The organism is Flintibacter sp. P01028 (assembly GCF_041925235.1).
Lineage (GTDB): Bacteria > Bacillota > Clostridia > Oscillospirales > Oscillospiraceae > Lawsonibacter > Lawsonibacter aceti.
The window spans coordinates 441,689-456,676 of the sequence record NZ_JBHEVC010000001.1; the positions used below are offsets into that span (position 1 = coordinate 441,689).

Annotated in this window: 15 protein-coding genes, 1 tRNA gene and 1 pseudogene; 6 read left to right on the forward strand and 11 right to left on the reverse strand. The window is 54.3% G+C overall.

What is annotated here, in order from left to right; genetic code table 11:
- The first annotated feature begins 203 nt into the window (after positions 1-203).
- Together ACEVJK_RS02175 and ACEVJK_RS02180 are read left to right on the forward strand one after the other, a co-directional pair.
- Positions 204-1,031 carry a hypothetical protein gene (locus ACEVJK_RS02175; RefSeq protein WP_340405242.1) on the forward strand — a complete coding sequence of 276 codons (828 nt, stop codon included), beginning with the start codon at positions 204-206 and terminating at the stop codon, positions 1,029-1,031.
- A gap of 111 nt (positions 1,032-1,142) precedes the next feature.
- Positions 1,143-2,144 (forward strand): linear amide C-N hydrolase, encoded by a 1,002-nt coding sequence (locus ACEVJK_RS02180; protein WP_374739875.1) that lies wholly within the window; start codon positions 1,143-1,145, stop codon positions 2,142-2,144.
- Positions 2,145-2,188: 44 nt separating this feature from the next.
- On the opposite strand, the gene ACEVJK_RS02185 is transcribed toward ACEVJK_RS02180, so the two are convergent.
- Positions 2,189-2,755, reverse strand: a complete 567-nt coding sequence (locus ACEVJK_RS02185; protein WP_147570759.1) for a DUF3793 family protein — start codon at positions 2,753-2,755, stop codon at positions 2,189-2,191.
- A 125-nt stretch (positions 2,756-2,880) separates the two neighbouring features.
- On the reverse strand, positions 2,881-3,312 hold the full coding sequence (locus ACEVJK_RS02190) for a flavodoxin (protein WP_240287027.1): 432 nt from the start codon (positions 3,310-3,312) through the stop codon (positions 2,881-2,883).
- A gap of 897 nt (positions 3,313-4,209) precedes the next feature.
- On the opposite strand from ACEVJK_RS02190, the gene ACEVJK_RS02195 reads away from it, so the two are divergent.
- Positions 4,210-4,656: an Hsp20/alpha crystallin family protein gene (locus ACEVJK_RS02195; protein ID WP_147570761.1), complete on the forward strand. Its 447-nt coding sequence runs from the start codon at positions 4,210-4,212 to the stop codon at positions 4,654-4,656.
- 284 nt (positions 4,657-4,940) lie between these two features.
- Here the strand turns inward: ACEVJK_RS02195 and ACEVJK_RS02200 are convergent, their stop codons facing one another.
- Positions 4,941-5,117 (reverse strand): hypothetical protein, encoded by a 177-nt coding sequence (locus tag ACEVJK_RS02200; RefSeq protein ID WP_240287025.1) that lies wholly within the window; start codon positions 5,115-5,117, stop codon positions 4,941-4,943.
- Positions 5,118-5,427: 310 nt separating this feature from the next.
- Between ACEVJK_RS02200 and ACEVJK_RS02205 the strand changes: the two genes are divergently transcribed.
- The gene (locus tag ACEVJK_RS02205; RefSeq protein ID WP_366460989.1) at positions 5,428-5,526 is read left to right on the forward strand and encodes a hypothetical protein; all 99 of its coding nucleotides are present in this window, start codon (positions 5,428-5,430) and stop codon (positions 5,524-5,526) included.
- A 72-nt stretch (positions 5,527-5,598) separates the two neighbouring features.
- Here ACEVJK_RS02205 and ACEVJK_RS02210 read toward each other — a convergent pair.
- The 3 genes and pseudogenes from ACEVJK_RS02210 to ACEVJK_RS02220 all read right to left on the reverse strand — a co-directional run.
- Positions 5,599-5,835 (reverse strand): annotated as a pseudogene (locus ACEVJK_RS02210) (sporulation initiation factor Spo0A C-terminal domain-containing protein); the annotation flags it as partial.
- Positions 5,822-6,088: a hypothetical protein gene (locus ACEVJK_RS02215; protein WP_240287021.1), complete on the reverse strand. Its 267-nt coding sequence runs from the start codon at positions 6,086-6,088 to the stop codon at positions 5,822-5,824. The gene ACEVJK_RS02215 and the pseudogene ACEVJK_RS02210, both read right to left, overlap by 14 nt.
- A 314-nt stretch (positions 6,089-6,402) precedes the next feature.
- Positions 6,403-6,478: transfer RNA gene (locus ACEVJK_RS02220), tRNA-Ala, on the reverse strand.
- 341 nt (positions 6,479-6,819) lie between these two features.
- On the opposite strand from ACEVJK_RS02220, the gene secA reads away from it, so the two are divergent.
- Positions 6,820-9,567 carry a preprotein translocase subunit SecA gene (gene secA / locus ACEVJK_RS02225; protein ID WP_186852769.1) on the forward strand — a complete coding sequence of 916 codons (2,748 nt, stop codon included), beginning with the start codon at positions 6,820-6,822 and terminating at the stop codon, positions 9,565-9,567.
- A gap of 113 nt (positions 9,568-9,680) precedes the next feature.
- Here secA and ACEVJK_RS02230 read toward each other — a convergent pair whose 3' ends face one another.
- The 5 genes from ACEVJK_RS02230 to ACEVJK_RS02250 all read right to left on the reverse strand — a co-directional run bounded on the left by ACEVJK_RS02230 (position 9,681) and on the right by ACEVJK_RS02250 (position 13,817).
- The gene (locus tag ACEVJK_RS02230; protein ID WP_374739876.1) at positions 9,681-10,280 is read right to left on the reverse strand and encodes a helix-turn-helix domain-containing protein; all 600 of its coding nucleotides are present in this window, start codon (positions 10,278-10,280) and stop codon (positions 9,681-9,683) included.
- Between the two features lie 234 nt (positions 10,281-10,514).
- Positions 10,515-11,561: an acyltransferase gene (locus ACEVJK_RS02235; protein ID WP_374739877.1), complete on the reverse strand. Its 1,047-nt coding sequence runs from the start codon at positions 11,559-11,561 to the stop codon at positions 10,515-10,517.
- The gene (locus tag ACEVJK_RS02240; protein WP_147570798.1) at positions 11,561-11,932 is read right to left on the reverse strand and encodes a VOC family protein; all 372 of its coding nucleotides are present in this window, start codon (positions 11,930-11,932) and stop codon (positions 11,561-11,563) included. Before ACEVJK_RS02240 ends, ACEVJK_RS02235 begins: the two co-directional genes overlap by 1 nt.
- Positions 11,933-11,973: 41 nt before the next feature.
- Entirely contained in the window at positions 11,974-13,230 is a 1,257-nt protein-coding gene (locus tag ACEVJK_RS02245) for a chloride channel protein (RefSeq protein ID WP_374739878.1), read from the reverse strand.
- A gap of 236 nt (positions 13,231-13,466) precedes the next feature.
- Positions 13,467-13,817 (reverse strand): hypothetical protein, encoded by a 351-nt coding sequence (locus ACEVJK_RS02250; RefSeq protein WP_186852773.1) that lies wholly within the window; start codon positions 13,815-13,817, stop codon positions 13,467-13,469.
- Positions 13,818-14,018: 201 nt separating this feature from the next.
- On the opposite strand from ACEVJK_RS02250, the gene ACEVJK_RS02255 reads away from it, so the two are divergent.
- Positions 14,019-14,930, forward strand: coding sequence for a hemolysin family protein (locus ACEVJK_RS02255; protein ID WP_374739879.1), 912 nt, complete (start codon positions 14,019-14,021; stop codon positions 14,928-14,930).
- Positions 14,931-14,988 lie beyond the last annotated feature (58 nt).

A 14,988-nucleotide genomic window follows, 5' to 3' on the forward strand; every position in this document is an offset into this window, starting at 1 on the left:
CGGCCAAGAAGCTTCTTGGCCGCCGTTGCGTGTGGTTCCTTTGCTCTAGGCTTTCTGAGTTAACAATCCTCCCCTCTCCCAGCAGAAACAATCAGGAGAATTTTTTCGTCCTATTTTCAGCCTATATTTTTTTCGGGAGCGCAACTTCTTCGGACCATTTCCGTCTTGATGGATAGAAACGAAACCGCAAGGAGGAGCTCCCTATGAAAAAACATCGCTATTTTCTTTTCGCCGCCTGCGCCGCACTGGCAGGCTGCGGCCTGTTCCTATGGATGTCATCCGCCGTAAACAGACCCTTTGCTCACCTAGACTCGGCGGATCTCGCCTCCGTCACCGTCCGTCTCTCCCCGCCGGACAAAACGCTTCTTATTCCCGAACCCGGCCAGCTGGTGGAATATCTGAAGGATACCGTAATTTACCAGAGGGACGATTCCTACCAGGATTACTGTGGACAGGCCGTCACCTTCTCTCTCACCATGGCTGATGGCAGCCAGACCAGCGTCATGGCCTTCAGTCCCTTCCTTGTGATCGACGGCGTGGGGTACCGGACCAAACACGAGCCATGCGAGGCCCTCAACCGCTATGCAAATAAGCTGCTAAACGACCCAGCTGCTCCCGTGATTTTAGAAGACCCACCCGCACTGGCCGTCGTCAGCGGCGACGCATCCCTCGGCGCTCTGCTGGGCAGCTATCAATGGCAGAGGAAAGCCGACGGGGATAGCTTTGAGAACATCCTCTCAGACAGTCCCCATCCTCTGGACTGCGGGGAGCTGCTGTCTCCCCTGGACACTGGAGAGCAGACCGCTGTTCTGCGCTTTGCGGAAGCTCCGGACGAAATCTTAAACGTGCGCTGCTGGAGCGAGGCGGATCTGGGCAGCCCGGACGCCGTCGGCCAGCCCGTGGTCCTCCGCGGGAATGAGATCGAGCTGCAGCCAGGCGGCTATATCTACGAGGTCCATGCCGCCTGGGCGCCAGAGAGCGGATATGGAGGTACTGCATCCTACTCTTTTTATGTCAAATCTACCTGGTAACGCAGATGCGGGGCACCCTCTCCCACACCTACGATAAACAGGAATTTTTCAGGGAGAAACCGGCATACTATCACCTGTCGCAGAATTTCAACCGCTCTGGGAGAATGGGATATGAACTTTGGATGCAGCAGCTTTTCCTGGAAAACAAAAGATGGCCGCCACCTTTTAGGCCGGACATATGACCAGCTTGGGAATCTGAGGGCCAACCGGGTTATCTGTGTCCCCAAAGGGTCACCCTGTCTGCCTGGGCTTCAGCCAGCCGGGCGGGAGGTCACGGCACACTATGGCTATACGGGCATGGCGGTGCTGGGATATGGGGAACCCATCCTTGTAGACGGCGTCAATGAGGCCGGACTAATGGGCGCGCTGCTCCACTACCCGGAGTACGCCATTTACCCACCAAAGCCCAGGCCGGACCAGATGGCGGTACATCCAGGCCGTCTGCTGGCATATCTCTTTGGCCTCTGTTCTGGGGTGGAGGAAGTCGCCGCTCTCTTACCCACCGTCGCACTGGTAGACGATCTCTCTCTGGGCAGCCCTCTGCCGGCCCACTATATCTTCAGTGATCGAAGCGGTGAGGCTGCTGTCCTGGAGCCCGACGCCGGCGGGCTGAAGCTCCACCGCCATACTATTGGAGTATTGACCAACAGCCCTGACTATCTCTGGCACAGGACCAATCTGCGGACCTATGTGGGGACCACCAACCTACCAAAACCGCCTCATTCCATCGCAGGGCATGAGATTCGCGCCTTCGGAGAGCGGCTAGGAGGTGGTTTTGGCCTGCCTGGGGACTATACCTCCCCCTCCCGATTTGTCCGTATGGCGTTTATGAAGGAGTTTGCCGTAGAAGGAATAGACGAATTGGACGGAGTATCCCGGATGTTCCGCGCCTTTTCCCCGGTGAACATTCCAGAGGGACTGTCCAGGACGTCCCCGGATGCCGAGGAGTATCAACAGACCCTCTGTATCTCAGTCATGTGCGCCGAAAGCGGCATCTACTATTTTTCCCCCGCGCAAAACCGACGCATCTCCGCCGTCCGACTACCTCGCGGCACCGGGGCCATTCGACAGTTCCCTCTGGGGGAGCGCCAGGATGTGAATTATAGAAATTGAAAACCGCGCCCCCACAAGGTTAATACCTCGCAGGGGCGCTCTTTTTACGCGGCGATTACCATTTTTTCAATTGGAATCCCTCGCTCATACATCCTGACATAGATGTTCACACACTGTCGGTAGCAGGCGAAACACCGTTGGATTGTATTGGGATCGCTGTATGATTTCCAGAATCCACAGCAAGTAAAATTTTGTCCCCGGTTTTCGATGAAGCCTACCACATCCCTGAGGGGATAACCTAGAAATACACCAATCTCATGGGGAAAATCCGATTGGGCCGACAGGCGCTCCGCCAGCTGGTCCAACATTTGCTCTGTCCCGCTCCCCCTGTACCCCATCCCCACCAGAAAACCGCGGCGATCCGTCGCTCCTAGGGACTGCTCTAGCTGGCTGCCGCGGTACACATACACCAAGGCGGAGCCGGCCTCTCTCCGCTCCAGCAGTATACGGACAGACAGGCCGAGGACCTCCAGGCGCTGGTCCCAAAACCGCACCTTCTTCCGCACGTTCTCTAAGTCCTCCGCCGTAATACAGAACAGGCTGCCCGGCTTCAGGCCCGCCAGAGTAGGGGCGCACTGTCTAACTAGCATTTCTTCAAATGTCCGATCCATGGGGCGTCTCCTTTCACAGGCAACTCGATAGTAGTTTTCCCCCGAACGGGTCAGATATCCGCTCGGAGGAATCTGTAAGGGAAAGCGGGGAGGGATCTAAATAAGCAGAACAGCGGGGTCCAGTCCTACCAGGCAGCCAGCTTTCTGCCCAGCTCCCGGCACTTCTCCTGGGCACTTGCATCAGGAGTCTCGTTGGCAATCAATCCATTTTCGTCGTAGAGATTGGCGCCATGCTCGTCACACCGCTTGCACCAATCCCGCATCCACTGTCCATCACCCCAACCATAAGATCCAAACAGGGCAATTCTCTTACCGTTCAGGAAGCTTTCTATCCCAGAGAACATGGGATCAAATTCCATCTCCTCCAACACCTCAGCCCCCATAGCGGGACAGCCAAAGGCCACTACGTTGAACTCAGAGAGACGGGCGGTGGAAAAATCGGCCGGCCCCATCAGCGTCACCTCAGCTCCGGCCTCTTTTGCCCCTTCCGCAATACAGTTGGCCATGACCTCTGTGTTCCCGGTGCCGCTCCAATAGACGATTGCTAATTTGTTCATACTTATGCTCGCTCCTTTACTTGAGGCATTCAGACAATGGTTTGTTCTCCACAGTTAGATATAACTAACCTTCGTTTAAAAAATAAGGCCCGTCTGTTTCGAGGTTAGTATATACTAACTACTCGCAAAGAATAACATAGTACATCTGATCTGTCAATCCCCTTTTCTGAAAAATCTACTTCTCCACAGAACTGTTGACGACACGCTGAAAAATGACCATATTAGCCATGCATCCTTCTCCGCTCATAGAGCGTTTCTGTTTTGAGCAGAAGTTAGTTCTTTCTAATTTGTTGCTAAATCTCTTACGCATTTTTTGAAATACAAACAAATAGGAGAGGATTTTATGGTAAAAATCATACTGGGAATCGAAGTATGGCCCGCTCTATGTATGAGGCCCATATTAATGAGGCCAACTGTAAGGCCTGCCCCATCAAAAACCATCGGAAAGGCCTGACAGATGTCATCGTCGAGGAGCCCCTGAATGATGATACCCTTTGGAATGCTGTGGCGCATGCTGGGTACCGCCTGCTGTCTATGCAGAGCGAGCCATATCAAAAAAGGGGGTGTTTTCGCAAAAGTCGCCAGCCACTGTCTTCCAACTTTTTCCGAGTCTGCCCTAGGCCCTTGCCCAGCAATTCCCAATTTAAATATTTTTCTCCGGCCATATGCGGAAGCAGATCTGTCCATCCCCCTCCGGTCCCTCCATTCTCGAATATTATATGAACGAATTGTATTTCTTTTATGAATTTTAGCACTCACCTCTTGACAGTGCTAAAGTTGGGATTATAATGGGCTTGAACCTTGAGAGAGGGGGCACATGATCCCCTCCCAAAAAGTTCCTCCAGCTCTCTCCAAGGGCCGAGCAAAGTATTCGTTATTTGAATGGAGGAATGAATTATGTCTAACAACAAGTATTTGGCCGAGCGTCTGTTTGATGACTTTTGGGGGGATGGATTTCCCACCGCTCCGATGTGGACTGGTCACGACCCTCTGTATGGCAAGCACGTTAAGAATCTGATGAAGACCGACGTACGGGAAACAGAGAATTCCTATGAGTTGGACATCGATCTGCCTGGCTTCCAGAAAGAGGAAATGACTGTGGAACTTCGAGACGGCTATCTGTCCATCCGTGCCGCAAAGGGACTTGACAAGGAGGAAAAGGACAAAAAAGGCACTTATATTCGTCAGGAGCGTTATACCGGCGCATGCAGCCGCAGCTTCTACGTTGGTGATGTGGAGCCTGAGGAGGTGTCCGCTAAGTATGAAGACGGTATCCTGAAGCTGACGCTGCCCAAGAAGGAAACAAAGGAGCTCCCCCAGCACAACCGGATTGCGATTCAGTGATTCGCGCGCTTCTTAAACTTCCATTTTTCTCTTGTACCTCTCAATACAATATCTAAAAACCCTCTGCCCATTTTCAAATGGGCAGAGGGTTTTTAGATTATGAAAAAGAACACAAGGCTTTCCTCTGGCAGAATCCGCTTTTCGTCCTTTTTTCCAAAAAGGACATATGAAATGGACAATCAAACCTTAATCTGGAATGTTAAGATATATGACGGCACAGGGGGACAGCCGATTGCCGGATGCCCCCCTCCGTTTCCGGCCACTCTCTGCCTGCCCGTTCCGCACTATTCAAAGATGGCCCGGGACAACTGCAACGGCTGTTCGCAGCGGTTGTCGATATCCATTCCATTATCAGAGAAAACTCTGCCCTGGAAATCCGGTGCGATCTCCGTGGGAACCTTGTCCAGTTGCGCCGCAGTCCCGTTATTCCGGAACAGGTTGTATGGATTGGGAAAACTCACTTCGCCACCGCCATCGCTTTCATAATTTGTAACAGGCCGGAAGATCTATTTCTTCACTGCCGATTCTCTGGCGAACCTTTTTGGAGAGAAACAGTAAAGGAACGCTCCATGCGTTCCTCAGCACGTTAAGAAAAACTGGTCTGTATGCCATTGGCGAGATCGGGCTTTGTCCCTCCGCGCAGGGATGCCGCCGGGCTGCTTTCCCAGGTGGTCTCTGACTGCTGCGAGAGGATGAGCCTCCTCATCACTTCACCTTGAGTTCATCCAGTGGAACACAGTCTTTGGGGACAACCGGCTCATCGTCTCGCTCATTGGCCGACTCATCCACTACTCCCATATCATGATCTTCTCTGGAGAGAGCTACCGCTTCATCCAGTCTACGAGCCGTCAGACGAGTGGCGCGTGGTAAGAGCACACTGTAGGATAAGATCGCCAGTAACTGCGCATTGCAAGGCTTGTGTTCCAATATTCTGCCTGCTAATTGTTCCAGATGGGACCGGCCTTCCTCCCATATGACGTTGCCTGCTGTGCGGATGTTTCTTTCTACAGCTTTCCAATTTGTCCGATACCTCTTTGCTACATCCGGATATACCCATTTTGTTACCAGCATCAGACGGTCCGGATGTTCCGCGCACAACTGTACTGCATAGGCAGTATAGAAGAAGCCTGTATAGTTGGCGGTGACACCAAGACGGTATAGCAGTTCATAGATCTCCATGACCTTCCTCCTCTGCAATGTCTTCCTCTGGTGGGTACGGAACTTTTTTAATCACTTCCGGGCAGTCTTTCTCTATCCCGTCTACAATTTTATCAATGGTATCTGCGGTTGGATTACCTTGTTCCGTGCGATACAGATAAAGATTGGACAGTGATATGTCAAAATCTAATGCTATTTCAGTATAAGTTTTTCCTGTGATTTCCTGATATGCTTGCAGGAGTTCAGAAATATAGCGTCTGACTCTTTTCGCCACAAAAATCTCTCCTCTCGATAATTATGGCAGAAATAGACGCTATGTGACAACTTATATATCGGAATTTTTATCCTCCGGCCATCTTCTTGAAAACGTGGAATTACTACTGAAGTACAAGAAGGGGATCTTCTCTGACCTGATGTTCCCATCCCGGAGCAAGCCGGAGCAGCCCATCGATCCGGGCTATGCGCGAAAGAGGCTCCAGATCATCCTGGAGAGCGCTGGGTGCAAGGGGGCAGATTCTTCCCTGTCTGTGGTAAAATTGTGTTCAAACGAAAAATCACCGCCGATTTGGCGGTGATTTTTCTTAAAAATGGTGGACCTGATCGGATTCGAACCGACGACCCCTACAATGCGAATGTAGTGCGCTCCCAACTGCGCTACAGGCCCATACTCAAATCTGGTCTTCACTATCTGTACAATTGATAGCAGGCTCCTTCTGGAACTATAGCCTGCCAAGCTTTATGATACATCACTTATGTGGCTTTCTTATTATATCAAAATTTTTCCCGTTGTAAAGCCCCAAAATTTCTTTTCTCCTTCTTCCGCTTTCAAGGCACCCAGGCCTCACGCACAAAAAGCAGATCCGCACTATCTTCGTTTTTGTCCAGAATCACTGCCAAAGTTTACAATTTGCTCTTTTTTATCCGTGCGGAGTGTGATATACTAATTAAGATTGTAAATCAATTCTCAGAGCATATCATACACAGAACCGAGAGGTGTTTATCCATATGAGCCTGTTTACCAAACTATTCGGCACTTCCTCCCAGCGGGAATTGAAGTCGATCTATCCCATCGCTGACAAGGTTGACGCCCTGGAGGACGAGTACAAAGCCCTCACCGACGCCCAGCTCCAGGCCAAGACCCCGGAGTTGAAGCAGCGGCTGGCCAACGGGGAAACCCTGGACGATATTCTGCCTGAGGCTTTTGCTGCCTGCCGTGAGGCTGCTTGGCGTGTTCTTGGGATGCGTCCCTACCGGGTCCAGGTAGTAGGCGGCATCGTCCTGCACCAGGGCCGTATCGCTGAGATGAAAACCGGTGAAGGCAAGACCTTGGTGGCCACCCTGCCCGCCTATTTGAACGCCCTGGCCGGAAAGGGCGTCCATGTGGTTACGGTCAATGACTATCTGGCCAAGCGTGACTCCGAATGGATGGGCAAGGTCTTCCGTTTCATGGGCCTTACCGTCGGCCTGGTCATCCACGGGGTCATGGGTGAGGAAAAAAAGGCCGCTTACCGGGCTGACATCACCTATGGCACCAACAACGAGTTCGGCTTTGACTACCTGCGGGACAACATGGCCATCTATTCCCAGGAGCTGGTCCAGCGGGGCCACGCCTTTGCTATCGTGGACGAGGTGGACTCCATCCTCATCGATGAGGCCCGCACCCCCCTAATCATCTCCGGCCAGGGAGAGAAGTCCACCCAGCTCTACACTGTGGTGGACCAGTTTGTCTCCCGGCTAAAATGCCAGCGCATCGCGAAGGTGGATGAAAAAGAGGAAGAGGACGCGGATATCGACGCGGACTATATCGTGGATGAAAAGGCCCGGACCGCCACCCTCACCGCTCCCGGCATCAAAAAGGCGGAGGCCTTCTTCAACATTGAAAACCTGGCTGATCCGGAGAACACCACCCTGTCCCACCACATCAACCAGGCTATCAAGGCCCGGGGCGTGATGAAGAAGGACATCGACTATGTGGTCAAGGATGGCCAGGTCATCATTGTGGACGAGTTCACCGGCCGTCTGATGTTTGGGCGCCGCTACAATGAGGGGCTCCACCAGGCCATCGAGGCCAAGGAGCACGTGGAGGTGGCCAACGAGTCCAAGACTCTGGCTACTATCACCTTCCAAAATTATTTTCGACTGTATGATAAGCTGTCCGGCATGACGGGCACCGCCATGACTGAGCAGGAGGAGTTCGGCACGATCTACGAGCTGGACATCGTGGAGATCCCCACCAACAAGCCTCTGGCCCGTATTGACGACCCCGATGTGGTATATAAAAACGAGGCGGGCAAGCTGAGAGCCATCGTGGCTCAAATCGAGGCCTGCCACGCCAAGGGCCAGCCAGTGCTGGTAGGCACTATCTCTATCGAGAAATCGGAAGAGCTGTCTGAGATCCTCAAGCGTAAGGGCATTAAACACAATGTGCTCAACGCCAAGAACCATGAGAAGGAAGCGGAGATCGTCGCCCAGGCTGGCAAATTTGGCGCTGTCACCGTAGCTACCAATATGGCTGGCCGCGGCACTGACATCATGCTGGGCGGCAATGCCGAGTTTTTGGCTAAGGCTGATCTGCGTAGGGCTGGCATGACCGATGAGCTCATCGCTGAAGCCACCGGCTTTGCTGAGACAGACAATCAGGATATTTTGGACGCCCGCAAGCAGTTCTCCCAGGCGGAGGCCAAGTACAAAGAGGAGATCCGGGATGAGGCGGACAAGGTCCGTCAGGCGGGCGGCCTGTTCATCCTCGGTACCGAGCGCCACGAGTCCCGGCGCATTGACAACCAGCTTCGTGGCCGCGCTGGTCGTCAGGGTGACCCCGGCGAGACCCGCTTCTTCCTGTCCCTGGAGGATGACATCATGCGCCTGTTCGGCTCTGAGCGGGTGATGAACATGATGGAGAAGCTGGGCGTGGACGAGGATACCCCCATCGACGCCAAAATGCTGTCCGGCGCCATCGAAAACGCTCAAAAGCAGGTGGAATCCCGGAATTTTCAGACTCGTAAAAACGTTCTGCAATATGACGACGTGATGAACACCCAGCGTGAGGTCATCTACAAACAGCGCCGCCAGGTCCTGGACGGTGAGGACCTACAGAATTCCATTCAGAACATGCTCCACTCTATGGTAGAAGGGGCTATCCAAGGCCATATGGGAGAACAGCGCCACATGACTGCCCAGGACTTCCACGAGGCCACTGCCCCCTTCCGCACCATGTTCCCTCTACCCCAGCTGTCTGACCAGGATCTGGAACAGTATGACGCCCAGGGGCTGGTAGAGTTGGTATCCAACACCGCCCGTGAGTTTTACGCCCAAAAGGAGCAGGAATTTGGCTCCCCTATTATGCGGGAGTTGGAGCGGGTCATTATGCTCCGGGTGGTGGACGAGTACTGGATGGACCACATCGACGCCATGACCGAACTGCGCCAGGGCATCGGACTGCGGTCCTACGCCCAGACTGATCCCGTGGTGGCCTATAAGAAGGAAGGCTACGAAATGTTCGAGGCCATGGTGGCCGCTATCCAGGAGGAAACGCTCCGCCGCCTGTTCCTGGTCCGCCTGCGCAAGAACGAAGAAGTCAAGCGGGAGCGGGTGGCCAAAGTCACCAGCGAGAGCGGGGCCGACGACGGCACCGTCCAGAAGCGCCCGGTGAAAAAGGTCATCAAGATCGGCCGCAACGACCCCTGCCCCTGCGGATCTGGGTTGAAATGGAAGAAGTGTACCTGTAAGGAGTATCACCCCGATCAGCAGTAAGTCATTGGTATTTGGTCTAAAAGGAAAACAGTATAAGCAGCATTACCCAGAGCGGCTATCTCAAGAAAGCAAAAACGAGGCCCGGAACCGACGGTTCCGGGCCTCGTTTTTGCTTATTCTTTTCTCTTATCTAGTTCCTGTTTTCTAATCCACGCGGTAGCGGCAGACAGCAGGGACAACATGAGCAGGTTTGGGGGGATAAAAAGATTGACCGCTGGATTTGACAACCCAAACGCCACCAGAAAAAAGGCCAACAGGCCGGTGTACATCCCCCATGTCCCCCAGAAGCAGGCCAGAACAGGGTGCTTTTTACACCGGAGTGTCAGCCAGCCCCACACCCAGAAGGGCACACTGTATACCAACGCGTCGTCTAGCCCCCATCCCTTGAGGAAAAAAACCAGCATAAAACAGAGCAGTCCAAATACGATTAAAATCAGCCCGATTATGGTCCGCACATCTCGGCGACTGTTTTCCCGCTGAATGACGACGGTGGGCTGGGATAGGTCTGCCGTCGGTTCCGCACCCCGGACCAGTTGGTCCAGGGAGGTTTCGAACAGCTCGCACATCTTGACCAGCTTATCCAGATCAGGCACACTGGCATCTGTTTCCCACTTGGACACACTCTGTCTTGAAACCCCCAAGGCGTCGGCCAGGTCGGTCTGGGACAGGTGGTGGGCGGTGCGCTGGGCACAGATGCGCTCCCCCAACGTCATATGACATCAAACCTTTCCTATGAGATGGTCTCAGTTTACTCCAGTCGGAGGGGATATGTACACCAAGTTGGCTTGGAAAATACGCAACTGCCAGTTGCACCGTCCTCGCAAGCCCCACATCCCTCGCTTTGCCCATCGGCCAGCGCTCACTCATTCCGCTGTTCCTTCTCTCCAAACCGCGTCCACTTTGTTGGGCCGCAGTTTGAGGTCGCCTTCGGTATCCCAAAGCCAATGCTACGTCAATTTCGTTCCCACGCCGGGGATGAGACTGACCAGCCAAGCGAATGGGATGGACAGCAGGAAGAACACCAACGCAAAGAAGGGCACCGAGATCACCGGAGACAAGTCCAGAACAGAAAACCCGAACCAACGGAACACCAGCACCCAGAGCTGATGGAACAGATAGATGCCAAAGGCGTAGGAACCAAGCTCATACACCGAGCGGCGGCGGGATCGCTCCTCGCTGATGCCCAGCACATAGCGAAACAGGACACAGAGGGACAAGGCGGTGAGGACCACATTGGGCGAAGTATAGAGATACCACAGCTCCCTTCCTCCCCCGAAAAGGGTATTCCCCATCAGGGTGAACACCATGCCCAAAATACCCAGGAGATAGAGGATAAACTCCGGCACTCGCCCGATGGTATAATGGCGCAGATACCAGCCCGCCACATAGCAGCCCACCCACCCCAGCACCAGATGGACCCGTAGGCGCTCCAGCTGGGCCGCGAGCAAGCTATTCGGATGGTAGGCCGACCACAGAGGGAGCAGGGAGGCAAAGAGGAAGCACAGAATTAGGAAGTACCGGACCTCTCCCCTGCTGGCGGACGAGGTAAACCGGTGGATCACCGGGTGAACCAGGTAGAGGCCAATGAGGGGGTAGAGCACCCAAAGGTGGTGGTAGGTATTCCCCTTAGCGGCGGATACCAGAGCGGCCCATACTCCCGACCAGGACAGCGCACCGCCCCCCAGCAGGTGGGCAGCCACCGCATACAGGGCCCCCCAGAATACCAGCAGGCAGAAGGCCGGAAGGGCCAGTCCCAGCATCGACGAGGCGAGACGGGGCTTCCCCTCCTCCAGAGCGAACATCCCCCAAAGCATGAACAGGGCTGGGACCGTCCAAGATGTGAGTCCCTCATAGACGGATAAGACCTGCCACGGACCGGAGCCCACGGCCACACCTCCCTGCCCCTCCTGAGCCAGCAGGAGCATGATGGCGCACAGCACAGTGAAGGCCCGGAAAAAACCGGGCCAGCCCAGATTGCGATCTCCCTTCGCCATCACTTTGCCTCCGGCACGATCTCGATCCAATACCCGTCCGGGTCGGAGATGAAATAGATGCCCATGGCGGGATTCTCAAAACAGATGCAGCCCATCGCCTTGTGCTTTTCATACATGGCGTCATAGTCGTCTGCGCGGAAGGCCAGGTGGAATTCGCACTCCCCCAGATCATAGGGTGTGGTCCGGTCCCGGAGCCAGGTCAGCTCCAGGGTGAAATCGCTGCCGGCCTCGTCCCCCAGGTAGACCAGCTTGAAGGAGCCGTCAGCTCCCTCCTTCTCCCGCACCGGGGTCAGATTCAGCGCCTGTTTGTAAAAGGCCAGGCTCCTGTCCAAGTCCAGAACATTGAAATTGAAATGATAAAATTTTGTCACGCAAATTCCTCCTTGATAGGGGCCAGCAGGCCCGGATACACTCACTTTGCCTTCTTATCGATCCATTCGGTTCTGAATTTCGAATAGACGATTTTCTGCTCGCTGTACAGTCCATAGTAGCCGGACAGCATATAGGCCACTCCGATACACAGGGCGTGGAGGGAAAGGCCCTCGCCCCCGAAAAGCTCAAAGGCCAGCATCAGGGCGCTCATGGGGCAGTTGGTAGCTCCACAGAAAACGGCCGCCATCCCCAAGGCCCCGGAAAAACCGTGGGGCAGTCCCAGCAGCGGTCCGGCCCAGGTACCAAAGGCGCAGCCGGTAAACAGGACAGGTACGATCTCTCCGCCTCGAAATCCGGCCCCCAGGGTAAGAGCGGTAAACAATATTTTAAGTAAAAAAGCCTCCGGAATGGTTTCTCCAGACAGCATCCGCCGGATGACCGGGTCCCCCGCTCCGTTGTAGTCCTGATTGCCCACCAGCAGTGTCAGGGCCAGCACCAGCAGGGCCCCCACGGTCACTCGAAGCATGGTGCTGGGAAAATACTTCTGATACAGGCGGGGGGAGGCGTGCATCACTTTGCAGAACAGGATGGAAACCAGAGCGCACAGCACCCCCAGAACGGCTGTCTGGACCATAGTGGCGGGCCCCAACAGCGCCGCCGGACCGATCTCATACCCATGGCTGTGGATGCCGCAGAGCTGGGCTACCTGGAGGGACACCAGGGCGGCAGACACACAGGGGACAATGGCGGCGTAGTACATCACACCCACACTGACCACCTCCATGGCGAAGATGGCTGCCGTCAGCGGCGTGCCAAACAGGGCGGAGAAGGCGGCGGCCATGCCGCACATGACCATCACCCGGCCGTCCTTCTGGTCCAGCCTTATCTGCCGGCCCACAAAAGCGGCCAGGGAGCCGCCCAGTTGGAGAGCTGCCCCCTCTCTGCCGGCGGATCCCCCCACAAGGTGCGTGATGATGGTGGATAGGAAGATCAGGGGGGCGGTGCGCAACTTCATAGGCTCCGCCTCCCGCACGGCCACCAGCACCAGGTTTGTCCCCCGGTCCCGCTCCATGTGACAGATGCGGTAGATCAGTACGATGGACACACCACCTGCGGGCAGCAGCCATACCACCCGCGGCACCTCTCCCCGCAGCTGGGTGGCCCAGTCTATCCCATAGTAAAAGGCCACGCCCACCACGCCCACCAGCACCCCGATGGAGCAGGCGTACAGGAGCCACTTCAGGAAGGAGATCCCCTCCTCTATGTGCCCCCTGACCCGGTCTGACGGCTGATACACTTCTTTCTCCCCCCTGGAGCGGCCTACATACCACCTGCCGCTTCCCGCTCGATACTCCAAATTATATCATAGAACATCGGCTTTTGCATCGGTTTTTTCCAGTCTCCTGGCAAAAGCAGGGCCCCACACACCTCCCAATTACCCTTTGGACAAATTTTAGACATTTAGATATAAATAACCTCCCCCAGTCAAAATGACGAGGAGAGGTATCTGCGCCGATAACAACTGATAGAGAATTATTCAGCATCTTGATTCGCTGGAGTTTTTAATGTAATGCCGTATACCGTATTTATTTGTAGCGGGTCGCTTTCCGCTATCTCACCATTATAGTACACAACAATTTCATCGCCAACAGATATATCGGTATAGCTGTCTTTGTTTTCCACATCTAAAGAAACTTTACAACTTGCCCCGTTAGGATATCCCTGTGTATTGATATAGATGATAATTGCGTTATCTCTTACTTCTTCCACAGTTCCGGTAATACTTGGCTCATTTTCTATGATATAATTCATGGTTCGATTGTCGCAGCCCGCTAATCCTAATATGCAGACCAAAGTCAAAAAAAGTGCTGTCCATCTTTTCATATTCATACCCCATAAAATCCAGTTTATCTTTATATTTACTGTATCCTATTTTTCTGATTTATTCAATACTCAGTGAAAAGGACGGAGTAAAAACCCATCAGTCCAAATGTAAACAGGGAGCCCACACAGACGCCCCTTGCATAACGCTGATAGATGTGCTATCATTTATTTTATATTCTTATCTATTAAGGGGGAATTTCCGTGGTTGGGGACCATATATGGCCCATCCTATTTGCTGTTAGTCTGCTGGTCAACGTACTCCTGCTGGCCCGCAAGCCGCTCCTGAGGCTGCTTCGCCGGGAGGACGAGGTATCCGAGGACGAGATCATGGCTATGGTGGAGGAGGGCGAGGAGTCCGGCGCCATCCAGTCCAACGAAAAAGAGCTCATTGAGAATATCTTTGAATTCAACAACATCACCGCGGAGGATGTCATGATCCACCGCACCGACATGGTGACCCTGGCATTGGATGAGGAGGAGGACGTCATTCTGGACACCATCCGCCAGTCCGGACTGTCCCGATTCCCGGTTTATCAAAACGACGTAGACGATATTGTGGGTATTCTATCCACCCGGGAATATCTGCTCAACTTCCACCTGCCCGATCCCAAACCCATTCGTGAGCTGCTCCGCACCGCCTATTTTGTCCCCGAAAGTGTGCCCGCCGATGTGCTGTTCCGGGATATGCAGGGGAAAAAGACCCACATGGCCCTGGTGGTGGACGAGTACGGCGGAACCAGCGGCTTGGTCACTCTGGAGGACCTGCTGGAGGAGCTGGTGGGCAACATCTACGACGAATTTGACCCCCAGGAGGAGCAGGATATCATCCGTCTGGAGGACAACAAGTGGCGTGTGTCCGGCTCCGCCGACCTGGAAGAGCTGGCCGAGGCCCTTAACTTGGACCTGTCCGACGAGGACCTGGATTATGATACGCTGGGCGGCCTGGTGTTTTCCCAGCTCTCCGTCATCCCAGACGACGGCAGCCGGCCCATAGTGGAGGCCCTGGGACTGCGTATCCAGGTGGAGGAACTGTGTGACCGCCGGGTGGAGTGGGCGCTGGTTGAAAAACTGGAGCAGCAAGTCCCCACCGGAGAGCCAGCCCCCAACAAATGACCTTTCTTTCAGGCGGAATAGTCTTGCTCCAGGGCTGTTCCGCCTGATTCTTTTCCAT

What these genes read in the sequence shown, in the direction of transcription:
- ACEVJK_RS02175 (WP_340405242.1), top strand. Translation starts at nt 204, where the DNA reads ATGAAAAAACATCGCTATTTTCTTTTCGCCGCCTGCGCCGCACTGGCA.
- ACEVJK_RS02180 (WP_374739875.1), top strand. Translation starts at nt 1,143, where the DNA reads ATGAACTTTGGATGCAGCAGCTTTTCCTGGAAAACAAAAGATGGCCGC.
- ACEVJK_RS02185 (WP_147570759.1), bottom strand. Translation starts at nt 2,755, where the DNA reads ATGGATCGGACATTTGAAGAAATGCTAGTTAGACAGTGCGCCCCTACT.
- ACEVJK_RS02190 (WP_240287027.1), bottom strand. Translation starts at nt 3,312, where the DNA reads ATGAACAAATTAGCAATCGTCTATTGGAGCGGCACCGGGAACACAGAG.
- ACEVJK_RS02195 (WP_147570761.1), top strand. Translation starts at nt 4,210, where the DNA reads ATGTCTAACAACAAGTATTTGGCCGAGCGTCTGTTTGATGACTTTTGG.
- secA (WP_186852769.1), top strand. Translation starts at nt 6,820, where the DNA reads ATGAGCCTGTTTACCAAACTATTCGGCACTTCCTCCCAGCGGGAATTG.
- ACEVJK_RS02230 (WP_374739876.1), bottom strand. Translation starts at nt 10,280, where the DNA reads ATGACGTTGGGGGAGCGCATCTGTGCCCAGCGCACCGCCCACCACCTG.
- ACEVJK_RS02235 (WP_374739877.1), bottom strand. Translation starts at nt 11,561, where the DNA reads ATGGCGAAGGGAGATCGCAATCTGGGCTGGCCCGGTTTTTTCCGGGCC.
- ACEVJK_RS02250 (WP_186852773.1), bottom strand. Translation starts at nt 13,817, where the DNA reads ATGAAAAGATGGACAGCACTTTTTTTGACTTTGGTCTGCATATTAGGA.